This is a genomic window from Lysinibacillus sp. KCTC 33748 (assembly GCF_002237755.1).
Taxonomy (GTDB): domain Bacteria; phylum Bacillota; class Bacilli; order Bacillales_A; family Planococcaceae; genus Lysinibacillus.
The window spans coordinates 17,533-39,887 of record NZ_MWSJ01000004.1; the positions used below are offsets into that span (position 1 = coordinate 17,533).

The following is a 22,355-nucleotide window of genomic DNA, read 5'->3' on the forward strand; positions in this document are numbered from 1 at the left end:
GTTTGAAGCGGGGAATATGCATGAATAAAGAAAAGAAACTAAAAAAACCAGTAGCCAGTTTTATTCTACTAACCAATATCATTTTTTTGCCACTTTTTTGTAATGTAGGAGTCATCAGCATGATGGAACTCCCTAAATGGATTTTTGATGTCATGCTCTGTGTATCAGCTTGGTCCTCAACGTTTGCTTTTGTACTATTATTCAAAAAAATCTATCCTGGACAGAGTATAATTCGATTTGTAAAAGATAAATTTAACAGTAAACTTAAATTTTCTGTGATTCTAACCGTGGTTATGATTCAAGCATTGATATTTTTGATCATATTGTTTCTCGTATCGAAAAATAGTGAAGTAGACTCTATTATTACTATCTCATCTTCGTGGATGCTGATTTATTTCTTTTTTAGAAACCTTTTTGCAGGGCCACTAGGAGAAGAACTTGGATGGAGAGGTTTTGCTCAAATTGAGCTTCAAAAGAGGCATACCCCTTTAATGGCTTCAATTATTATAGGGTTTTGGTGGGGGATGTGGCATTTACCAATATGGTTTACATCAGGGCTTATGGGACTAGATTTAATCAAATATATTCTATTTTTTATGATCGCACTCATTTCCATAAAAATCGTCATGACAGCATTTTATAACTTAAATAAGAATCTAGTCATCCCAATCATAATCCATCAATTATTTAATTTTTTTATAGGGCTAATAGACGGAAACTTACTCGATTTAATCATGTATAACGCCATTTTATATTTTGTTGTAGCGGTTTTTTTCATCATTATTAATCCAAAGAATGTACTGTATGGACAGAAAGAGACAAACTTTAGACTCCAACCCCTAAAGGGACAAGGTGACTAATAGCGGTGGGATTCCCGAGTAACTTCGGCACGAGTGGCCACCTTCAAATCGAGAACGAAGGTGGCTTTTCGCATGTTATATGCGGTAGTTGTGGCATTGAGTTGGGGAGGTAGCTGACCGACAAAATTCTATAAAATCAAAATTTTCTGTTGATTTCTAGTAAAGGGTTATGGCACACTGTAGAAGTGAATTATATTCCAAATTTTTCCTATGAAAGGGGATGTTATTAATGACAACTTATATCATATTGGTGGTTTTAACTTAACCGAATATCGAGCATAGTGAATGCCAATCTTTTATTATAGCTTGGCATAAGAGCAAGCGGGAATATCACCCGTGTTTTTTTGCTATGCCGTAAACAGTAACCTTTCGTGAATACTGCTGTTAGCGGGATACGATGAAAGTCGTATTCCTTTTTAATTATAGTCGACTTCTGGCTATTCTCCGCGAAACAGCAGCTTCTTAGGAGGCTGCTTGTTCGCGGTATTTTTATGCCCAAAAACAATTTTAATTTTTTGGAGAGGGGCGGTTCATTGATTGATTTGAAACAATACGGCTATATCGCAGTCGAAACACCGCCGATAGGTTTAATACCTGGAAGGGTTACGGAACTACAGCGAGACCAATATACCGTCATCACCGAACAAGGAGAAGTGACGGCTGTATTAAAGGGCACTTTCTACCATACTGCGGTGACTCGGGAGGATTTTCCATGCGTTGGCGATTTTGTATTTCTGCAATTCAACGAAAATGGTGCTTCACGCATTGCCAATTTGCTGCCTCGCCGCTCGAAATTTTCCCGCGCTGACTATTCGGGACATGCAGCAGGGTATGTCAAAACTATACTGGAGCAAGTCGTAGCAACGAATTTTGATTACGTATTTATCGTGTCATCCCTAAACTGGGATTTCAAAGTCAGCCGCATCATGCGCTATCTGACACAAGCACGACAGAGCAGCAGCCAGCCAGTCGTAATCTTAACAAAAGCTGACCTTGTGCCGGATTTCAGCGTACCGTTAGCTGAAGTTCAAAAAGCCGCTCCTGATGTCCCAGTACACGCAGTTTCCAGCCACACTGGGAGTGGTTTAGACGAGTTGAGTGAATATTTGCGACCAGGAAAAACCGTTGTATTACTCGGCATGTCCGGTGTGGGAAAATCCTCGTTACTAAACGCCTTAATGAATCAGGAAGTGATGACTGTCAAGGCTATCCGAGAGGCAGACAGTCGGGGCCGGCACACAACAGCGCATCGTCAGCTTTTTATGCTTCCGACCGGTGCGATGGTTATTGATACGCCTGGTATGCGTGAACTTGGGCTGTTCGGTGCGGACGACGGGATCAGTGCAGGATTTAACGATGTGGAGGAATTATTCAAACAGTGTCGTTTTAATGACTGCCGCCATCAGACGGAGCCGGGCTGCGCTGTTCTTGCTGCCCTTGCTGATGGATCATTGGCAACAGAGCAATGGGAGCGTTACCTTGTACAGATGCGGGAAAACAGGTTTGTAGATGATAAATCGAGGTATCTCATCGAAAAACGGGCGTGGCAAAAGTCTATTGCTATGCGACAAAAGGGGAAAAAGGGAGGATACAAGAAATGAACAAATGTGATGAACAGGTTGTAAAGCCCGAAATACTGGCGCTTGTTTTGAGTAAAATGCTAGGCAAGACGATAATCCGCGCAGATTATCAACTTAAAGAGTTGCAAGGTGGGACAATAGGGGTTGTTCGCCTTGTAACAGGTATAGCTGAAACTTCTGAAGGTGAAAGTCTGCCGTATAAGATGATTTGGAAAACACAGAAAAAATTTGAGCGTTATAGTGATCCGGATTCATGGCGTAGGGAATACGACCTCTATGCATCTGATTTCAAAAAGGTTTTCTTCGATTCGTTCCGTTGGCCGGAGTGTTATCACACCGAAATAAATGGCGATGAGATTCAACTGTGGATGGAATATATTGATGGTGTGTCAGGCATAGATCTAACCGTGGAAATGTATGAACGTATAGCCGAAGAATTGGGGAGATTTCAAGGCAGGTTGTATACTGAACGACCAAACGTATTGCATAATTTGCCCAATTTAAGCAAGGTTGAATATACGAAAAACTACTATCTGCATTATCGGTCATGGAATGTTTTGTATGATTATATACGCTCAGATGACTGTGAAATCCCGAAGCATCTATGTAAAATGCTCATAGACATAGATAACAATGCGGACGAAATATTCAGTCGAATTGAAAAGCTACCAATAGTGCTTTGCCACAGAGATTTTTGGGTGGCAAACATATTCTATTCGGACAGTAAAATCGTACTTATCGATTGGGATACCGCCGGATGGGGGCACATGGGTGAGGATATCGCGAGTTTAATAACTGATGAAGCGGACGTCAGTCATATGATTGAATACTACCAAAAATGCATTCCAGCATATTACAGAGGTTTTTCGAAATATGCGGATATGTCCAATGTATCCGATCATTGTATCTATGAACTAATCCTTGTTATGTTCGGGTACAGGCTTGTGGAGTGGTATAAATTCGCTACGTCTCCCGAAGATAAATCAATGCACCTTAGTACTTTGCAAAAAATCTATGAGATGAGAAATATGTAGAAAATATAACTATTGTGTATTAGATGTATTTAACTGGATGAAAGTCTATGAATTGGGATGTAATTCAATTTACGGAGGAATTCGTATTATATAGTTCAATCAGATTTTTCTGGTTGAACTTTTTTTATTTAGATTTAATCTATCAGTAGCCAGGGGTAGAACTTACGGGACGTGGACATTGATCCTATTAAAGGGCTTTATTGTGTGTTAAAGGGAAAGAGTAGGGTCTAATCATAATAATAAGCATATTATAACTTCAAGATTTTTATTTTCACAAAGGAGGAAAAGAATGATGTCAATTGTTCAAGTAACAACAAAGGAAGAATTAAGAGAACACTTAAAAACTAAAAAGATCGTGTTAATAAATTTTTGGGCTGAGTGGTGTGGCCCATGTAAAATGTTCAAAGGGGTGCTTAAAGAACTGAATGAAAAATTCAGTGGTAAGGTGAAAATTATACGGGTGAATGTTGAAAAAAGCCCAGATATTGCAGCAGAATATAAGGTAATGGGAATTCCTCATTCTCGATTGATTATTCATAATAAATTACGTGAACCAATTATTGGATATGTGCCGTTTGAACAACTAAAGCAAATGATTGGAGTATGATTTGTTAAACAGCAGTACAACTTTTGGATGAACATCTAAAAATAAAAATTAACGTGGTGAATGTTTTACGATAATAATCATCAAGCCAGACAAGCAAAATAGATTACTCTTCTTGCTTGTTTGACTTGATTTCTAAATATAATGAGAAACTAATTGCAACGAACATTATAGTAGAAAATATAATCGAAAACGTGGCAGTATAGTAGATGGATGTAATCAATATACTCCGAAAAATATTATATATTCATAAACAAAAATAGGTTTCACATAATCAGGAATACCGTAATAATTTTAATTAAAATGAGTGGTAGTATATATGTTATAAATTTCCAAAAGGAATAATGGTGGAGTAAATGTGTATTCCAATAGCGTGTATGAAGTCTTTTGGAATTCCGCGAAGATGGCGCTTGTATCATTAAAAGTACCGTAAAAAAAACAGGGGGATATACATAAATGTTTGTTAGTCAAATATGAATTTTTTAATCAGTTTTGATTATATACCAGCTCGTGTTATAATGAGTAACTTAAGGTAATTAAGACGTTCCTTATAACTGAACGGATGCCATGAGAGCCTCCGCATAGAGATAAAATATAGAGGTGTAAAAGATTGAATAAAAAATGGACGATTGAAAAAATTAAAGAATTTGTTGAGACTAATTCGGAAAGTAAGTTGCTAACGACTGAATATCACGGTTTTTCTCAAAAATTATTATTAAAATGTGCGTGTGGTAGCAAGTATGAAAAAACATTTACAAAGTTTAAAAATAAACATCAACGTAAATGTGACGTTTGCCAACCGCCAAAAGAATCACGCTAATCAATATAAACGAAGTGTTTAAATGAACTAGCTAATGTTTACAGCTGCAAAGAATATTTTAAAAGTGAGTAGGAGAACAAACATGATAGAGATCAAAACATCTCCATTAAGTGATGGAGAATTCAATAGAGGGGTATTTGCAACGTGTGATATCAAAAAAGGACAGCTTTTGCACGAAGCCCCTGTCATTTCTTACCCAAATGAACAACATGAATACATTGAGCAAACATTACTCGCTGACTACGCTTTTGAGTATGGGATCGGTCGAACTGCTATCCTGCTTGGTTACGGTATGTTGTTTAACCATTCTTATGAACCTAATGCAACTTATGAGATTAATTTTAAAAACCAAACTTTTGACTTCTTTGCTTATACGGACATTAAAGCCGGAGATGAAATTCTAATCAATTATAATGGCGACGTTGATGATAAAGAGCTACTGTGGTTTGATCAGGAAAAAGAAGATTAAAATAAATCAGGGCGTTAATCCGAGAAGGATTGACGCTTTTATTTTGAAGTTATTGAGTTTATTAGCCAGTCAGGTAAGGAGTTATACTTTAATAAGAGGGTAACTAGAAAGAGATTTTTGGGCGATTGGTAATCCAAATTTCCACCTATTTTCTTCAAACTATTGAAGAGTAAGGAGAGTTGATACCAATGACTATTTTTGAAGCAATTATGGTTGCTATAAGTTACTCCACACTTATAGTTTCAGTAATTGCCTTGTCATTTACTTTTCTTCACATGTTGCTGATTAGAAGGATTGGTCCGTAATAAGTCAACTCATACTGCAGGTGTCGTCCTTACTCCAAAACCTTTAATCAATTATGTGCCGGTTCAAAAGGGGAATGTTGGAGTATATTTAACCAATGGGCAATGAATGAAGTTGAAGGAGAGGAAGTCCTCAAAATGGCTTTCTTATGACTTACAAATCTGAGAATTTGATAAGACAGGTTCTAACTCTTCAGCATTTTTCCTCATGGGAATGGGTTCTTGATGGTAGTTTGGTTTATTAGCAGAGTCACATTTTTTATCAAACTTTATTAAAGAGTTCATAAGAATTGCTAATAGCTCATCTTTTCTCTCGTAATCTTCGTGTTTTACCATTGCAATCATTGCTTTTTGATCTTCAGTCATATAATCCCTAATAAAAATTATTACATGGAGAAACAGTAATTCCTAGTATTACATGCCAGAGGGTTAAAATTGAATAGAAAAATAACAAAAAGCATGCTTTTTTATGAGAATGAAGTGACCCCTAAAAGTTAGGTACGGTTATTTCATTAGGCAGCGTTTAGGGTATGGGTTCGATATGTATCGGACTCATGCCTTTTAATTTTGCCTTAATCCTTTGTTTTCAAATCCTGTCAGTATTAGCTTTGGTAATTTTATGAAATATTTAATGATGAAATGAAGATAAAATCAATCTTTCTGCAATTTCAAATTCGCAAACCATTAATAAGTTTTTAATTTATTCCGTCCTGCTATGCAATACTACAATCTAATTTGTCTTTAAACCTCTATATCAATTAAAGATTTAAAAAATAAAAAAATTCCAAAAATAGAAGGAGTTTCAAAAGAAGTGTGTAATATGTAATATTATAGAAAATAAAGAATTATTAGGATGTTAGATTGTAAATTTCTTCTTTTAAACTTTTTAATTGTACCTTTTCGAAATTTAAGCTTCCAATCCTTTAAACAAACGATGTGATAAATAGGTTTTTAATGTAAATATTCTTACTTGATGTTTTAGCCAAAGGTGAAGTAACAGCTGATAAATCACATCTTGAATATAGGATTATTAAATAACAAACCAAAATGCAGCCTAAAAAATACACTGAAAGGAGGTGATTTATATGCAATGGAATTATTAAAAGCAGCCTAAAAAATACACTGAAAGGAGGGTGATTTATATGCAATGGAATTATTAAAAGCAGATTAAAAATACATTGAAAGGAGGTAATTTATATGCAATGGAATTATTAATACTTAGTAAAGAAAAATGTAATTCAACTTATTAATTATTACGGTTGTACATGCTAACAATTATGATTACAAAAAGACAGGGCTATTCCCTGTCTTTTTATAATGTAAAACAGGTGATAATATGATAAATGCTTTTAGAGCTTTAAAGATTACGATTCATTTTTAATTAAAAAATTCAACTGTTATTCGTCCTCTATATGCTAGATTTAAAAATACCCAATTTGAAGAAGTATATAATTACGAAAATGATATTTACAAATTTTCAAATACAATATTTAATAATTCTAAAAATAATATTAATTCAGAAAATATACTTCCATTTTTTGTATATATAAGTTACACTTACATTACAAAAAATTTACTGATATTACCATAAAAATGTAGGAGGAACCGCTATGACAAAAACAGAATTACAGTATAATCCCTTGGATCCGGAAACATTAAATAACCCATATCCGATCTACCATCAACTTCGTGAAAATTCCCCGGTTTTCTGGCATGAAGGTATGAAATCTTGGGTTCTAACCAGATATGAAGATTGTAGAGAAGTTCTTCGTAATCACGAATTGTTTGCTAGGGATTTGCGACGTATTGGTGTTGAAATTCCTGATATAAAAAATAACCTTCAAACTTTAGATCCGCCCGCGAATATGCCGTTACGTAATCTAATGATAAAAGCTTTTAATTCTCAGGATATTGAAAGTATTAGACGCAGAGTTCATGATTTAATTGAGGATATTTACAAAAAACAAGCGTCTAATAAAGAATTTGATTTTATGAAAGAAGTTTCAGCTCCGCTTTCATTAAGTTTAACGTGTATTTTGCTAGGCATAGAAGAACCAGACTTAGAATCTATTGTAGAAATATCTGATGCTATTGCTTATCAGATGGACTCCGGATTAGTACCAGAGAATGCGGAACTCGGTAATTCAGCAAGAAAAAAACTCAACGAACTTGTTGAAGGATGGCTGGCAGCAGAAGAACAGCCTGGAATTTTATCTTATATAAGAAAAAATAGTCAGAAAGCTAATGTACCAGAACATTATGTGCGTAATACTACAGGCACAATGTTTACTGCAAGCTTTGGTACGCTATATGCATCTTTTGGTAATGCTCTACTTGTACTGTTAGAACACCCAAATATTCTTGATCAATTTAAAAATCAAGAGTTACTTGACTCTGGAGTTGATGAATTAATTAGATATGATGGACCAGCAACTGGAACAAGTCGTTTTGCAGTTGAGGAAACAAAAATTGGGGATACTATCATTAAGCCTGGTGAAATTGTTTTAACTTTACTTGCTGCTGCTAATAGAGATCCTGAAGTATATCCCGACCCAGATAGAATTATTCTTAATCGTTCTGCAAAACCAAATCTTGGTTTCGGTTGGGGTCCGCATTCTTGTGTAGGGACTTTGTTTGGTAAACTAGCAATTCAACAATTAATAGTATGTTTACTCGAATCGCCTAGACGTTTAGAACTGGTATCGGAACCTAAGCGACGCAATACGGCTACTGTACGTTGTATAGATGTATTACCTGTTTCATTTAATTAATTCTCTTATACACTGAATGGTTATTTTATTAAAAGTAGTGATAGTATTATTTACAATCACTTATATGAAGCATGTAGTCAGACCGGGCATTCATCTTCTATGCTCGGTCTATTTGTATATAAAAATGGCTTTGACAAAGTATATGGATAATCTTTGGGGTAGTAATATATTTTAGTTATTCGATGAAACACTGTAATTAAAATGAATGAGGGAACAGTTTCAAAAGCGCATGATAATATCGATATCGAGTAACTCTCATTTGAATTTTGGAGTGAGGAATGTGTTTGCTATAAGTTTTTCATCGCTTATAGTTTCAGTAATTGCATTGTCGTTTACTTTTACACAAAAAAAGTAAACCGCCCTTGCCTCCCAAGCATGTGAGTCGGTTTACTTGATCAATTTGCAAATCGCCTTTGAAGCGATGCGTCTTATATATTTTATATACATCTTCAATATTAATTATAACACGCAGATTCACAAGAATATAACTAATTCGACAGGCGGAAAACAGAAATCTAGATAGTTGTCTGTTTTATGTAGCTGTTTTATTGTTAGAGATGATTGGAAGCTAATGGGCATATTATTTCCAAGCTAGCAGATATAATGGTTTTTACTCACATAATAAAATTTGACGTAAAAACGATTGTTTTTTAGCAACACAACGATCAGATATAACAAAACCTGCGTCTTCTATCAAGTCATCAATTGTTTCAATTGTAACGACAACTACTTTATCGGCAATGCGTCGAGCATGTTGTAGAATATTAAATTGATCCTCGGTTGAAATATGCGTAAATAAGTTATAAGGTAAATCAATTATCGCGACATCATAATGTTCCTTAACCTCGGAGATTGGACCTAATGTAATGTTGCCTGTTAACCCAAAATAAGTAATGTTTTTTCTGGAGCCTTGACAAACATTGTAATTAATATCTCGCCCTTCAATATTAATTCCCATAGAAAGGGCTTCAATTACTACTGTCCCTATACCACAACAAGGATCAATCGCACGAATATTTTGAGGCTGAGGAACTGCGATATTTGCAACAGTACGAGCTACTCTAGTACTAAGTGCCGTTGAATAACTGTGTGGCTTGTGTAAATGATTATGCCAAATGGATTCACTCTTCATATGCTTTCCAAAATACCATCTTCCATCTATTAAAATAAGACCAAATACAACTTCAGGCTCATTTAGTTCTGGTTCGCCATCGATGCATAATCCTACTTCGCGTTCTATTAATCGACGCTCTGGCAGATGAATTTTCTTCTCTTCACCTATATCCATACTATTTAAACAAACAACTTTATAAGTTGCTTCCTTTACTTTTAAATCCTTCACCAATGTCTTGATGTTTTCTATACTGTTATCTTCAAATAGTACTTCAAGTCTGTCCTGCATAAATGGGCTACGGCTTGGATTAATTTTAATAGGGCTTATTATATAGTTTGATTGGGAATCAAGATTAAAAAATGAACGCATCTCCATTCTGCACAGATCGTATTCATCAACATGATGTACATATGTGTATATAAATTTACTGTTATTTTGTTCGTTACTCAATTGATTATCATCCTTTTAAGTTGTTGTTCACTTGATTTCACTAATGTTCATAAAAAACAAATGAAGTTGTTATTTGGTAATCGTATCATAGGTGTCTCTATCAAGCCACTCAATATCAATATTGATTCGCAATTATGACGAGGCATAATTAATTAGAGAGAATAGTGGAAATAATTTGTAAGAAAAAATAATATAAAAATAGACATTTATTTTGAGTAGGTCGGATTTAATAACCACAACAACAGGAGGGTGTTAAATGATTGTAAAAGAAGACGTTTTAAATAGAAAGGGAGCTAGAAAGGCTAGCGATATCCCGAGTGAAGTTTTAATGTTGTTGAATCAAGGGAAAATAGAGAGTGTTAATTTAACGGAATGGCAAGCTGTTCACCATATTACTTTAGTAAAAAATGTGCTACCGTCAATTGGGCTAGAGGAAAAATTAGAATTTATACTAACGGAGATAGAGAAGCAAAAAGTAGAAAGGGGCATGAAGGCTATACGTTTAATAGGGAGTTTATTAGATACAGTCATGATGGGTGAAAGTGAGACAAAAAAAGAGGAGCTAATCAAAATATGTTCCACTCATGTATCTGATAGTGTCCGATGTTGGGCAGCGTTTATGAATAAAAACAACGATCATTCTTTAGAAGAGCAATTATTGTATATCCGTTCTTTCGCAGCAGATCATCATTTTGGTGTCCGTGAAATTGCTTGGATGTCAATTAGGGAGAATCTTTCAGCTAATATTGAGAGTAGTGTCGATTTGTTAACGGAATGGGCGAAAAGTGAAGATGAAAACATTCGTAGGTTTAGTTTAGAATCAATCCGTCCTCGCGGGGTATGGACAAAGCATATTGAAAGATTAAAAGAAGAGCCGCAAATCGCACTTCCTATTCTACAGTTACTTAAATCAGATCCGTCAAAGTATGTTCAAGATTCTGTTGGCAACTGGTTAAATGATGCTAGTAAAACTCAACCAGAGTGGGTAGAAAACCTTTGTGAAGAATGGCAAAAAGCATCTCCAACTAAAGCGACTGAGAGAGTCATTAAAAAGGCTCAAAGAACAATCGTAAAAACATAAGGATGATGTTCAACGACGGTAAAGCCAACAAACCATCCTTTAAACAATAGCCACACATCATGAATAATATTTATTGATTAAGGGAGCTAATCCAAAATGGATTGAACTCCCTTTTTATTGTAGTTAATTACTTACAGGAGCAGAGTTGAGGATTAAATGATGCGTTTTCAATAAAGAAATAATGAATTTTGATATTTTTTTATTGAAAAGCGATAAATAGTGTTTTAAAATCAAACGTACATTAAATAAGCGAGGTGCTTTTTATGAAACGAGGTTCAACACTCTTTTTAAAAATAGCTGTTTTTCTTATGGGAGCTCCTGTTCTTGCTTTGGGTATATTTGGCTTATCTTGGTTAGCTAATAATCTAGCAAATCCAGATTACTGGTATATACTATATCCTGGTATAATTATTATGTATGTATCAGTAATACCGTATTTCATGGCGTTATATCAGGCTTTCCTACTTCTAAGCTACATTGATAAGAACAAAGCGTTCTCTAATATTTCTGTAAGAGCTTTAAAGAAAATAAAATACTGTGCACTCACAATTAGTGCCTTATATGTGGTAATGATGCCATTTGTTTATCTTGCAGCAGAGACAGATGATGCTCCAGGTCTCATAATTATCGGAATGGTCCCTATCTTCGCTTCAATGATAATCGCAGTCTTTTCTGCTGTTCTTCAAAAGCTTTTAAAAGAAGCCATCGATCTAAAATTAGAAAATGATTTAATGATTTGAGGTGTTCAATTTGTCAATAATAATCAATATTGATGTGATGTTGGCCAAAAGGAAAATGAGTGTGACAGAACTTTCGGAGAGAGTTGGAATAACAATGGCTAATCTTTCTATATTGAAGAATGGAAAGGCAAAAGCGATTCGATTCTCAACTTTAGAGGCGATTTGTAAGGCTTTAGAATGTCAGCCTGGAGATATTTTAGAATACAAAAGTGACAAAGACGTTTAAGCAATAGCCAACAAATTCTTTACAAATGAGGGCGTAATTGAGCTAGAAACCTTTTCTTTATCTCGTAAAGATTAAATAGTTTTGAAGAAAAAATTGATTTCGTATTGGTTATTAAATAGGGGGATACCAATACGAAATAGCACTTAAATATGAATCCATGTTTCGTGTCCAAACTTGACCTTCATTTCCCCAATAAGCAGAGAAACATTAGGACTCACCAATTTTGGTTAGTCCTAATGTTATGAGAACAAAAATTTAGACTCTTAGCGAGCCGCGGAAGCCCCTTGCGGCATAGTAAGAATCTGCACCATTGTGGTACACAAAAACAGTGTCGTAGCGATAATCGCAAAAGATGGCCCCGCCGAGCTTTCTAATATTAGCAGGTGTTTGCACCCAGCTCGACGTTTTCATATCGAAATGGTCAAGTTTCTGCAGCTCTCGGTATTGTTCTTCCGTTAAAAGTTCAATGCCCATGGCAGTCGCCATATCAATAGCGCTATTTTCTGGTTTGTGCTTTTTCCTTGACTCCAGTGCTTCACGGTCGTAACAAACACTTCTGCGACCTTTAGGGCTTTCCGCTGAACAATCATAAAAAATGTATTCGCCCGTCTTTTCATCATGGCCAACAACATCCGGTTCACCGCCCGTTCCTTCCATTTCATTAAGTGACCACAGTTTTTCAGTATTAGCTTCGAGCTTAGCTTGTACTTCAGTCCATTCAAAATCTTTATGGCGGTTCATATTTTTCTCAAAACGCGCTTTCAAAGTTCTGAGTAGTTCCTCACGTTGTTCTAGTAACAACTCTTTATTTTCATTTGTCATATTAGTTTCCTCCTAATTGTTATTACTCATAATTGGACAGAACTGCTCAGGTAGTTCAATAAAAATTCTATTTCTCTTATGATAGAGTTCTCCATTTAACATGAAGTATTCGGCTTGATATAAAATACGAATCATTTCCTTTATTTCATCCCTAGTTTGAATAATTGTATCGTTTTCGTTTGGGAAAATCGATATGGCACCACTGTCATTTTCAATATCAACAATTAAATCGTCTAGAAAAATCGAAAGTGGTAGGTTGAATGCTTCAAATGTCTCGTCTAAATTAGCAGCCATCATTTCAGCAAAGCTTCGGGTTGGCCAAACAGGAAGTACAAATGGATAGCCGTCTTCGTCTTCGAATAATAACATGTCGCCATTTTCGTCACGTAGTAACCATACTTGTTCATCCGTTGCTACCATCCCATAAAAATAGGCAAGTCGCTTTTCTGCAGGACGCTTTAAAATAAATCGTTTAATTAGTTTCATATAGGCCATTCCTTGAAAGTATCATCCTAAAAAAGATATCAAAAAAAATATAAAATTACTATAAATTATTTTTCTAATTGTTGTTAATTGTCATCTCACGAATTACTCTTTCTGACAGGTACAGAATTGGTTATTGATGGTGGTTGTAAAGGGACGTGAATGTGCGTTTGTGAAGGAAAGTAGTTTCTAGTGTTAAATGGAAAACAAGAAAACCAAAGAAATGATTAGGTAGAGTTATAGTCAGAGTGGAAGAACTTGAAATTTATGGTAGAATAAAGATAAAAAGGGGTTTTATCATAAGTTACAAGGGGAGTGGAAAGATTAAGTTCAAATATAACAATACAAACATCAACTTATTCAAAAGGCTTTAAGAAGGTACAAATATAACGACGATATCAACCAAGAGAAAGCAAATGAAGAGAAAGTGGTTTGTCTTAGGGGAGGAGATAAAAAAGTGATTGAATTTCGAAAAATAACCGGGGATAACATTGATGAGGTAATAGCACTTGAAGTTGGAGAAAATCAGAAAGACTTTGTACAAACTACTAACCTCAGAAGCTTTGCAGACGCTCATATGTTGAACGTAGACGGGATACCAGCGACTCCCATTGCCATTTATGCCAATGGAGTTGCGATTGGATTTTTGATGTATATTTATGATACGTTGGATCATGAATCATTTGAAAATGAAGTTTTTTACGGGAAGAAGAGCTATTTTATTTGGCATATGATGATTGATAAGAGTTACCAGGGGAAAGGATATGGCAGACTTGCCTTTGAAAAAATGTTGATGGATATTGAAAATATGCCATATGGGGAAGCAGAATATGTGACCCTCTTTTATCGAACAAGTAATGTCATAGCTAAAACATTATACGCTTCATTTGGTTTCGTAGATACAGGAATCATTCAGGATAATTCAATGTTGGCGATTAAAAATCTAAATGGGAAAATAACAGAATCCTTAGTAGAATAGGATCTATAGGAAAAAAATGTTATCAATACTCACGGTGATTGGGCTATTTTGGTAGGATGATTATTTTGAGTATAACGGCGCTATGTCCTGGATTTCTCCATGATGTATTAATTGGTCGTATTGCTCTATATCTCCATGCGATTTTCCCGATAAAGGTAGTAAAAATACCTTTGTGGGTTTATAGGATTAATGATCAAATAGTTTAACTTTAAAATATAAAAATTTAAACACAATTCATTCAAAAGTCATATTTTGAATTTTTATAGCAAAAAATAAGAGGATAATACATAAAAATTCAAAAAATTATTGACTCTTTTTTTTATGTGTGATAAAAATGATAGTATCAATTCGGAAAATTAATATTTGGGCAATGATAGGATTAAGTAGTGAAAATCTCCCTATTTCAGAGAGCTGATGGTTGGTGCGAATCAGTATATAGATGATCATGAATTTCGACCTGGAGCATCTTTCATAAATCACATGTTGTGAGGAAGTGGAAGACGGTAGTGAATACCGTTATCAAATAAAGTGGTGAAGAATTTTTCACAACTAGGGTGGTACCGCGATATATATCGTCCCTACGTACTTACGTAGGGACGTTTTTTATTTAGGTCTTATTCTTGTTGTATTTTCATAACTAGGGTGGTACCGCGATATTAAATCGTCCCTACGTATTTGCGTAGGGGCGTTTTTTATTAAGGATTTATTCTTGTTGTAACTTCATAACTAGGGTGGTACCGCGATATTAAATCGTCCCTACGTATCTGCGTAGGGGCGTTTTTTATTAAGGCATTATTCCTGTTGTAACTTCATAACTAGGGTGGTACCGCGATATTTTTATCATCGCTAGCTTTGAAGGAAGTGGTTGAAAGAGAAAGGAGTCACGCTAAACCAATATAAATAAAAACCGAATTGTTATAAACAAAGAAATAGAAGTAGAGAGGAGATAAAGAGATGAATTCACAGCAATGGACATCGAAATTAGGTTTCATTTTAGCTGCAGCGGGCTCAGCGATAGGTCTTGGTGCGATTTGGAAGTTCCCGTATATGGCCGGTATTGGAGGTGGCGGTGCGTTCTTCCTTATTTTCATCGGTTTTACCTTACTAATTGGTTTACCGTTATTATTGGCGGAATTTGTTATTGGAAGAAGTACACAAAAAGAGGCTGTTGAAGCATATAGAACTATTGCTCCAAAAACGCAATGGCCGTGGGTAGGTAAATTAGGGATTGTCACTTGTTTCATATTGCTATCATTCTACAGTGTTGTTGGAGGATGGATTTTATTATATTTATGGAATGCGATTACAGGTAGACTGTGGGAAGGCAATGGCTCTTACGAAGCAACTTTTACTGAAATCATTGCTAATCCATTTTTAGCAGTTGGATCACAGCTATTATTTATTCTTATGACTATTTTTATCGTAAGTAAAGGTGTACAAAACGGTGTTGAAAAAGTGAATAAGTATTTCATGCCAGCACTATTTGTTTTATTCTTTGTATTAATTATTCGTGCTCTTACACTAGATGGAGCAGGAGAAGGGGTTCGTTTCTTCTTACAGCCTGATTTCTCAAATGTTACATCTGAAATTATTTTATATGCGATGGGGCAATCGTTCTTCTCGTTATCTGTCGGCGTAGGCGTAATGGTAACGTATAGCTCATACTTACCGAAAGAAGAAAGTTTACCACGTTCAGCATTTTCTATTGTCGGTTTAACGCTTGTTATTACATTGCTTGCAGGGCTTGCTATTTTCCCGGTAGTATTCGCATTTGGAATGGAACCGTCTCAAGGACCGGGTCTATTATTTATTGTCTTGCCAGCAATTTTCAGTAAAATGGCATTTGGAAAAGTGTTCTTCATTATTTTCTTGTTACTATTTTTCTTTGCAACGATTACATCAGCCATTTCCATGTTGGAAATTAGCGTGGCTTCTTTAACGACAAAAGGTAAAGGGAAACGCGAAAAAATGGCATTGATTGTAGGATTACTAATCTTTGTTGTAGGGATTCCATCGGCTTTATCATATGGCGTACTAAGTGATGTGACGCTATTTGGAAAAACAATCTTTGATTTGGCAGATTATTCAGTAAGTAATATTCTAATGCCGCTCGGTGTATTATTAGTTGCGATCTTCGTACCGTTTAAAATGAAGAAAGATGTATTAATGAATGAACTGGGTGTAAGTAAAAATAAAGGCTATAAATTATTTGTATTATGGTTATTCTTACTTCGCTATATAGCACCGATTGCAATTATTATCGTATTTTTAAATGTAATTGGCGTGATTTAACATACAGAAGGCCCTAGCATATCGTTATGTTAGGGCCTTTTCATTATAAAATTAGGTCACCTAAAGAACTGCTCCGATTCCTACGAATACAGCCCTCCACAGAAAAGCACAAACATTCGCAAATCAAAGCAATCCCTGTTTAAAACAGATAAAAAAACAAAAAAAGAATAGCTTGACATCATTCATTAATAGCACAAACATCACAATTTTTTCAGCATATCATAATGGAGAAAGCGTTTTCTTCAATTAATATAGAAGAAAGTCACTACAATTCAATCAAGTTTGCTGCAAAATACTTTATTACAAATGTTAAATATAAGTAAGTATAAAAGAGTTCTTGATTGAGGTACATTTCGTCACTTGATTTTATTACGACGATTGAAAATAATGTCTCTAAATGGGTAAGTCATATGCGAAGAGTTTCGACCTGTCGTTGTAATAAATCAACATCCTGCTGTTGAAGTGATACAACTTTATACTATTAAAATTGTTCATCTTGATATCCATATAAATTCGAAAAGACGTGGTTCGTTTTGACATGTCAGATACACCATTAAAAATTCTATAAATTAGATGAATTCAGCTAGTTCAGACAAATATTTGTACGAATATTGGAATTTTACGAAAAAGTTTTGCAAAAACCTTAACTATTTCATACGAAATCCGTATAATAAATCAAACAGTGTGAAAATTGTCCATTTTCCGTCGATTAATTGCGTGAATTTTTTAAATTGTATTGACGTGGGGAATGATAATTTGTACACTGTGTACAATCAATTGTTTTTTGGAGGAATACATTTAATTTAAAAAGTTAGGATTTGATGGTTATGATCGTATGTAAATTTGGTGGAACATCTGTAGCAAGTGCAGAACAAATTCAAAAAGTAGCAAACATTGTAAAATCTAATCCGGCACGTAAAATCGTAGCCGTTTCTGCACCAGGGAAGCGTTCTGGTGACGATATAAAGGTAACTGATTTATTAATTAACTTAGCAATGGCAGCATTAAAAAATGAAGAAATTGAGAAAGAATTGCAAATCGTTGTAAATCGCTTTATGGCGATTGCGGATGGTTTGGAGTTAGATTATACAATTTGTGATGTGATCGCTGAAGATTTACGTGAACGTGTACAGGGTGATAAATCGAATGAGGAATTATTTATCGATAGCATCAAAGCGGCAGGGGAAGACAATAACGCGAAGCTAATCGCAGCTTATTTTAATTCCATCGGTATGCCGGCACGCTATGTAAGTCCAAAAGAAGGTTTGGTCGTCAATGATTTACCTGAACGCACGTATGCATTACCAGAGGCTTATGCCAATTTAGCGCCACTAAAAAATACCAAGGAAATTATTGTATTCCCTGGTTTCTTCGGTTACACTAAAGCCGGCATACTGCGTACATTTGATCGCGGTGGTTCTGATATTACAGGCTCTATTTTAGCAGCTGCTGTTGAAGCAGAGCTTTATGAAAACTTTACGGATGTGGACTGTGTGTTCTCCGCGAATCCGAAAGTTGTGAATGATCCAGTGGAAATTAAAGAAATTACGTATCGCGAAATGCGCGAATTATCCTATGCAGGCTTTTCGGTTTTTCATGATGAAGCGTTAATGCCTGTTTACAAGATTGGGGTGCCCGTTAACATAAAAAATACAAATAATCCATCAGCCCCAGGTACTCGTATCGTACCAAGACGCTCTGTTACAGGACGTCCAGTTACAGGTATCTCGGCAGACAGTGGCTTTTCAACTTTATATGTGTCAAAATATTTGATGAATCGTGAAGTAGGCTTTGGACGTAAGCTTCTTCAAATTTTGGAAGATGAAAATATTTCTTATGAACATACACCGTCTGGTTTAGACGATATTTCTGTCATTATGCGTTCAAACCAAATTACACTAGAAAATGAAGAACGAATTCTTTCTCGTGTGAAAAATGAGTTACATGCAGATGATGTGCAAATGCGTCATGGCTTCTCGATGATTGTTATCGTAGGTGAAGGCATGCGTAATAATACAGGTTTAGCGGCACGTGCTGCAACTGCGATTTCTAAAACAGGTGCAAATATAGAGATGATTAATCAAGGTTCATCTGAAGTTAGTCTAGTATTCGGAGTGCAACAAGAGTTTGAAAACCAAATTTTACAAGCACTTTATGAGGAATTTTTTGCACATGTGAGAGTGTAAGGATATATAGTGAAACTTTTAAAAGTGGGGAGTTCTTCATCCCCACTTATTAATTAGTGTTCACGGGCAGTTAGCCTTCGCTTAATGAATGGGTAGAGGTGGTACAGAAAAAATACTGCTCGTTAATGCGGTTATAAACGCTAATCCTTGAAACGGATTAGTGTTTTCTTTTTGACGAGAATACGGTAAAATCGAGGGCGTACACAGATTGGAGGTTTTTCTTTTGAAAAAATTATCGATTGGTATGCTTCTATCAATGATTGGCATACTATTTGTTTGTTTAACGATCATGGATATTTTACCGTCCTCGACTAAAACAATGAAAATTGTCTATATCGGTATTGGTTGGATATTTATTATTGCGGGATCCGTCGTTCGTTTTAAAACTTTAAAACAAAGACAATAACGAAATATTGCGAAATTGAATTGTGGCAACCTGTGAATTTATGATACAATTTCAAAAAAATAAATAATTCGAGTATTATGAAGTTGCGATGCTGTGCGAAAATTCAAAAGTTTTAAATTGGGGAAAGATGATTAATTTAAGATCAACAGTACAAATTCTTCTTTGTAAGAATTTGTTTTTTTATTTTCGTAAACAATGTCCAACGCATTGAATAGGAGGCGAGATCATGTCAGTTCTTCGCAGGGGCGATATTCATATTTCTGACCATTATGTTGCCGTCCAAACAGACTCACCGATGAAGGTCGTTTCCTCTGCCGTACATAATCCGGGCTTTGGCTTTTATACGCATTTGATGAATCGTTCAGTGCCCTATACGTATGATGAGCGAAAACCACAGCTAGAATTGCAACGGTTTTTACAGTCTGAGGGCTTTCCCATTGACAATACGGTGGCGATGATGACGGCAGTCTATGCTCGGTATGCAACTGTCCGTGAGTTTACATATGAAGGAATTCATCTAGTCATCATGATTACTGCTGGTCTTGGCAATGCCGTTGATATTACGCGTGCTTTTCATCGTCAGGAGCAGTATCATGCGGGGACTATTAATACGTGGGTACTAATAAATGGGAGATTGTCGGATGAAGCATTATTTCAAGCGATGATTTCTACGACAGAGGCAAAGGTTAAGGCACTTATTGATGAAGGCATCACAGATCCAACAACGGGTACACAAGCTACAGGTACTTCAACGGATAGCTTGTTGATTGCTTCTACAGAGGAAGGTGACTACCATCAATATGCTGGGCCGATTACGATGCTTGGAAAAGTCATTGGCCACGGTGTTTATGAAACGATGCGCGAGGCCATTCAGAAATATAAAAAAGATAAGGAGGAGAATCCGTTATGATGGCACTGGTGATTGCCTGTATCATTGGGCTTGTTTTTGACTTAATAGTGGGTGATCCTCCTAAAATGCCTCATCCAGTGCGCTGGATTGGAAAGCTCATTCAATCGCAAACTGAGTTATGGAATAAAGGAAGAATGAGAAAATTCCGTGGCATGGTGATGGCGCTCGCTGTAGTTGGTACAACGATGTTTGTTGTGACGGCCATTATGCTACTAAGCTATAAGGTTAGCCTACTATTTGGCATAGTGATTGAGGGCTTGCTTATTGGAATTGGACTAGCACAGCGTAGCTTGAAGGAAGCGGCGATGGCTGTCTATGAACCGCTCGTCAAAGGCGATTTTGCTGAAGCTCGTGTGAGGCTTTCCTGGATAGTAGGCCGTGATACGGAGAAACTTGGCGAGGATGAAATTGTTCGTGGTGTTGTGGAAACGGTCTCAGAAAATACGAGTGATGGCGTAACAGCTCCATTATTTTATGCCTTTTTATTTGGCGCTATAGGGTTATGGGGCTATAAAGCTGTTAATACGTTAGACTCTATGATTGGCTATAAAAACGAACAGTATAAAGATTTTGGTATGTTTGCTGCAAAGCTAGATGATGTACTTAATTTTATTCCAAGTCGATTAACAGGTTTACTTATGGTGCTAGGGACGAAAAATGAAACGAATGTATCTCTCGGGAAGCGCTTAAAACGGTGGGCACAAGATGCCAAAAAGCATCCAAGTCCTAACAGTGGTTATTTAGAAGCAGCTACAGCTGTTCAATTGGGTGTACAACTTGGTGGAAAAAATACATATAAGGGTGTCGTTTCTAATCGAGCGATAATGGGCGAGAAATTAGTGCCATTAACAAAAGAGCATATTGCAACGTCAGTGATACATATGCGCATCGCTACCTTGCTCTTTACGCTAGTAATGATATCAGTGGAGGTGTTAATTTTTGCAATTACCTAATCACGGAGCAAATCCGCAAAATGTTTATCATCAGCTAGGACTTAATATGCCCGAAGAGGTGTATGATTTTAGCGAAAATGTGAATTCGGCAGGGCCACCACCGTTTGTTGAGGCACGTTGGCGGACATTTTATCCGCTCATTCAACGTTATCCAGATCCGGACGGTGAGCCGTTTTTATCAAAGGTGGCAGCTTTTCATGCTGTTCAGAAAGATTCTATATTACTAGGTAATGGTGCATCTGAGCTATTTAGTGTTTTAGTTAGACGCTACGCCAATAAGCGTGTTATTATCGTGCATCCAACTTTTTCAGAATATGAACGAACATTAACAGCTGCAGGCGCTGAAATTGTGCCGATTATTGTAGAGGATATTGTTCACTATACATTGCCAATGGAGCATCTGAAGCGTGAAATGGTGAGCGCGGATGCTTTATATATTTGTACACCGAACAATCCAACAGGGGTGCTTCCAAAGAAAGAGGAGCTTCTCGAATTAATTTCTCACGGTGCAAAGGTCAATTGCGAGCTTGTCATTGATGAGGCATTTATTGACTGGGTAGATGAGGCTTATTCATTAATTCAGTATGTGGCAGAAAATCCTCATTTGATTGTCGTTCGTTCGATGACAAAAATGTATGCGATTCCAGGATTGCGCCTAGGCTATTTAGTGGCGAGCCCAGTAGTTGTTACTGAGCTAAAGGATATTCTACCTCATTGGAACTTGAATGCCTTTGCCCTCGTTATCGGGACAGGTTGTTTAGATGAACGCGCATATTGTGAGCAAGCCATTGCCTATGCTAAAAATCAACGACAATCGCTACAGAGGTATTTACAGGAACATGGTTGCCAGGTGACAAATAGTGTAACGAATTATGTATGTTTTGCATTACCGAAAAATCAGCAAGCAGATACATTTTTTACATATTGTTTATCAAAGGGTGTCGTACTGCGTCATACAAAAAACTTTATGGGCTTAAATGGCGAATGGTTCCGGATTGGGATTAAAGATATTGTAGCCATGACGTATTTACAGAATTGTTTGCAGGCGTGGTTTAACTTCCTTCAGCAGAAGTCTTCCACCTCTATAGATGGTAATATGAATACAGATTTAAGCTACTTTTCAACGGGTATCTAAACACTTGTACCTGTCGCTACGCTTTCGGTACAAAAAACATTTGCTGAAATAGAGGAACTCAGTCAAAGCGCCACGTCCTGTGGTGGTAACGACTGAGTGACCAACATCACGTTGGTCCAAAGCCTCCGGCGGATGTCA

22 protein-coding genes and 1 other annotated feature are annotated in these 22,355 nt (G+C 36.2%); of the genes, 18 read left to right on the forward strand and 4 right to left on the reverse strand.

Going from position 1 to position 22,355, the window contains the following annotated elements:
* The first annotated feature begins 20 nt into the window (after positions 1–20).
* The 7 genes from B1B04_RS07725 to B1B04_RS25340 all read left to right on the forward strand — a co-directional run bounded on the left by B1B04_RS07725 (position 21) and on the right by B1B04_RS25340 (position 5,778).
* Positions 21–860 carry a CPBP family intramembrane glutamic endopeptidase gene (locus tag B1B04_RS07725; RefSeq protein WP_079560891.1) on the forward strand — a complete coding sequence of 280 codons (840 nt, stop codon included), beginning with the start codon at positions 21–23 and terminating at the stop codon, positions 858–860.
* Between the two features lie 533 nt (positions 861–1,393).
* Entirely contained in the window at positions 1,394–2,461 is a 1,068-nt protein-coding gene (gene rsgA / locus B1B04_RS07730; protein ID WP_079561151.1) for a ribosome small subunit-dependent GTPase A, read from the forward strand.
* Positions 2,458–3,474 (forward strand): aminoglycoside phosphotransferase family protein, encoded by a 1,017-nt coding sequence (locus B1B04_RS07735; RefSeq protein WP_079560892.1) that lies wholly within the window; start codon positions 2,458–2,460, stop codon positions 3,472–3,474. The genes rsgA and B1B04_RS07735 overlap by 4 nt, the downstream gene beginning before the upstream one ends.
* 289 nt (positions 3,475–3,763) lie before the next feature.
* Positions 3,764–4,081: a thioredoxin family protein gene (locus B1B04_RS07740; RefSeq protein WP_079560893.1), complete on the forward strand. Its 318-nt coding sequence runs from the start codon at positions 3,764–3,766 to the stop codon at positions 4,079–4,081.
* 607 nt (positions 4,082–4,688) lie between these two features.
* Positions 4,689–4,898 carry a hypothetical protein gene (locus B1B04_RS07750; protein WP_079560894.1) on the forward strand — a complete coding sequence of 70 codons (210 nt, stop codon included), beginning with the start codon at positions 4,689–4,691 and terminating at the stop codon, positions 4,896–4,898.
* A gap of 82 nt (positions 4,899–4,980) precedes the next feature.
* The gene (locus tag B1B04_RS07755) at positions 4,981–5,367 is read left to right on the forward strand and encodes an SET domain-containing protein (protein ID WP_079560895.1); all 387 of its coding nucleotides are present in this window, start codon (positions 4,981–4,983) and stop codon (positions 5,365–5,367) included.
* A 294-nt stretch (positions 5,368–5,661) separates the two neighbouring features.
* Positions 5,662–5,778 (forward strand): hypothetical protein, encoded by a 117-nt coding sequence (locus B1B04_RS25340; RefSeq protein ID WP_139376953.1) that lies wholly within the window; start codon positions 5,662–5,664, stop codon positions 5,776–5,778.
* 38 nt (positions 5,779–5,816) lie between these two features.
* Here B1B04_RS25340 and B1B04_RS07760 read toward each other — a convergent pair whose 3' ends face one another.
* The gene (locus tag B1B04_RS07760; protein WP_079560896.1) at positions 5,817–6,035 is read right to left on the reverse strand and encodes a hypothetical protein; all 219 of its coding nucleotides are present in this window, start codon (positions 6,033–6,035) and stop codon (positions 5,817–5,819) included.
* Positions 6,036–7,279: 1,244 nt separating this feature from the next.
* On the opposite strand from B1B04_RS07760, the gene B1B04_RS07765 reads away from it, so the two are divergent.
* A complete protein-coding gene (locus tag B1B04_RS07765; RefSeq protein WP_079560897.1) occupies positions 7,280–8,440 on the forward strand; it encodes a cytochrome P450 in 1,161 nt (386 codons plus the stop codon).
* A 610-nt stretch (positions 8,441–9,050) separates the two neighbouring features.
* Here the strand turns inward: B1B04_RS07765 and B1B04_RS07770 are convergent.
* Entirely contained in the window at positions 9,051–10,004 is a 954-nt protein-coding gene (locus tag B1B04_RS07770; protein WP_240518241.1) for a TRM11 family SAM-dependent methyltransferase, read from the reverse strand.
* A 256-nt stretch (positions 10,005–10,260) separates the two neighbouring features.
* On the opposite strand from B1B04_RS07770, the gene B1B04_RS07775 reads away from it, so the two are divergent.
* From B1B04_RS07775 to B1B04_RS07785, 3 genes are all read left to right on the forward strand, one after another.
* Positions 10,261–11,085: a DNA alkylation repair protein gene (locus tag B1B04_RS07775; protein ID WP_079560898.1), complete on the forward strand. Its 825-nt coding sequence runs from the start codon at positions 10,261–10,263 to the stop codon at positions 11,083–11,085.
* 263 nt (positions 11,086–11,348) lie between these two features.
* A complete protein-coding gene (locus tag B1B04_RS07780) occupies positions 11,349–11,825 on the forward strand; it encodes a DUF2975 domain-containing protein (protein WP_079560899.1) in 477 nt (158 codons plus the stop codon).
* Between the two features lie 10 nt (positions 11,826–11,835).
* Positions 11,836–12,051, forward strand: coding sequence for a helix-turn-helix domain-containing protein (locus B1B04_RS07785; RefSeq protein WP_079560900.1), 216 nt, complete (start codon positions 11,836–11,838; stop codon positions 12,049–12,051).
* A 255-nt stretch (positions 12,052–12,306) separates the two neighbouring features.
* Here B1B04_RS07785 and B1B04_RS07790 read toward each other — a convergent pair whose 3' ends face one another.
* Positions 12,307–12,873, reverse strand: coding sequence for a DUF4256 domain-containing protein (locus B1B04_RS07790; RefSeq protein WP_079560901.1), 567 nt, complete (start codon positions 12,871–12,873; stop codon positions 12,307–12,309).
* A gap of 12 nt (positions 12,874–12,885) precedes the next feature.
* Positions 12,886–13,359: a DUF2750 domain-containing protein gene (locus B1B04_RS07795; protein WP_170938927.1), complete on the reverse strand. Its 474-nt coding sequence runs from the start codon at positions 13,357–13,359 to the stop codon at positions 12,886–12,888.
* A gap of 454 nt (positions 13,360–13,813) precedes the next feature.
* Here B1B04_RS07795 and B1B04_RS07800 point away from each other — a divergent pair, with 454 nt between their 5' ends.
* The 7 genes from B1B04_RS07800 to B1B04_RS07830 all read left to right on the forward strand — a co-directional run bounded on the left by B1B04_RS07800 (position 13,814) and on the right by B1B04_RS07830 (position 22,217).
* Positions 13,814–14,335 (forward strand): GNAT family N-acetyltransferase, encoded by a 522-nt coding sequence (locus tag B1B04_RS07800; protein WP_079560903.1) that lies wholly within the window; start codon positions 13,814–13,816, stop codon positions 14,333–14,335.
* 361 nt (positions 14,336–14,696) lie between these two features.
* Positions 14,697–14,918: a binding site (T-box leader), on the forward strand.
* Between the two features lie 371 nt (positions 14,919–15,289).
* On the forward strand, positions 15,290–16,627 hold the full coding sequence (locus tag B1B04_RS07805; RefSeq protein ID WP_079560904.1) for a sodium-dependent transporter: 1,338 nt from the start codon (positions 15,290–15,292) through the stop codon (positions 16,625–16,627).
* 827 nt (positions 16,628–17,454) lie between these two features.
* Complete coding sequence (locus B1B04_RS07810; RefSeq protein ID WP_079561153.1) at positions 17,455–18,813, forward strand: aspartate kinase; 1,359 nt, start codon at positions 17,455–17,457, stop codon at positions 18,811–18,813.
* Between the two features lie 223 nt (positions 18,814–19,036).
* On the forward strand, positions 19,037–19,219 hold the full coding sequence (locus tag B1B04_RS07815; RefSeq protein ID WP_079560905.1) for a hypothetical protein: 183 nt from the start codon (positions 19,037–19,039) through the stop codon (positions 19,217–19,219).
* Positions 19,220–19,445: 226 nt separating this feature from the next.
* Complete coding sequence (locus tag B1B04_RS07820) at positions 19,446–20,129, forward strand: adenosylcobinamide amidohydrolase (protein ID WP_079560906.1); 684 nt, start codon at positions 19,446–19,448, stop codon at positions 20,127–20,129.
* A complete protein-coding gene (gene cbiB / locus B1B04_RS07825; protein WP_079560907.1) occupies positions 20,126–21,082 on the forward strand; it encodes an adenosylcobinamide-phosphate synthase CbiB in 957 nt (318 codons plus the stop codon). The genes B1B04_RS07820 and cbiB overlap by 4 nt, the downstream gene beginning before the upstream one ends.
* The gene (locus B1B04_RS07830) at positions 21,069–22,217 is read left to right on the forward strand and encodes a pyridoxal phosphate-dependent aminotransferase (RefSeq protein WP_079560908.1); all 1,149 of its coding nucleotides are present in this window, start codon (positions 21,069–21,071) and stop codon (positions 22,215–22,217) included. The genes cbiB and B1B04_RS07830 overlap by 14 nt, the downstream gene beginning before the upstream one ends.
* Positions 22,218–22,355 lie beyond the last annotated feature (138 nt).

Coding starts and splice junctions, on each gene's coding strand:
- B1B04_RS07725 (WP_079560891.1), top strand. CDS start 21: ATGAATAAAGAAAAGAAACTAAAAAAACCAGTAGCCAGTTTTATTCTA.
- B1B04_RS07735 (WP_079560892.1), top strand. CDS start 2,458: ATGAACAAATGTGATGAACAGGTTGTAAAGCCCGAAATACTGGCGCTT.
- B1B04_RS07740 (WP_079560893.1), top strand. CDS start 3,764: ATGATGTCAATTGTTCAAGTAACAACAAAGGAAGAATTAAGAGAACAC.
- B1B04_RS07755 (WP_079560895.1), top strand. CDS start 4,981: ATGATAGAGATCAAAACATCTCCATTAAGTGATGGAGAATTCAATAGA.
- B1B04_RS07760 (WP_079560896.1), bottom strand. CDS start 6,035: ATGACTGAAGATCAAAAAGCAATGATTGCAATGGTAAAACACGAAGAT.
- B1B04_RS07765 (WP_079560897.1), top strand. CDS start 7,280: ATGACAAAAACAGAATTACAGTATAATCCCTTGGATCCGGAAACATTA.
- B1B04_RS07775 (WP_079560898.1), top strand. CDS start 10,261: ATGATTGTAAAAGAAGACGTTTTAAATAGAAAGGGAGCTAGAAAGGCT.
- B1B04_RS07780 (WP_079560899.1), top strand. CDS start 11,349: ATGAAACGAGGTTCAACACTCTTTTTAAAAATAGCTGTTTTTCTTATG.
- B1B04_RS07790 (WP_079560901.1), bottom strand. CDS start 12,873: ATGACAAATGAAAATAAAGAGTTGTTACTAGAACAACGTGAGGAACTA.
- B1B04_RS07795 (WP_170938927.1), bottom strand. CDS start 13,359: ATGAAACTAATTAAACGATTTATTTTAAAGCGTCCTGCAGAAAAGCGA.
- B1B04_RS07805 (WP_079560904.1), top strand. CDS start 15,290: ATGAATTCACAGCAATGGACATCGAAATTAGGTTTCATTTTAGCTGCA.
- B1B04_RS07810 (WP_079561153.1), top strand. CDS start 17,455: ATGATCGTATGTAAATTTGGTGGAACATCTGTAGCAAGTGCAGAACAA.
- B1B04_RS07820 (WP_079560906.1), top strand. CDS start 19,446: ATGTCAGTTCTTCGCAGGGGCGATATTCATATTTCTGACCATTATGTT.
- cbiB (WP_079560907.1), top strand. CDS start 20,126: ATGATGGCACTGGTGATTGCCTGTATCATTGGGCTTGTTTTTGACTTA.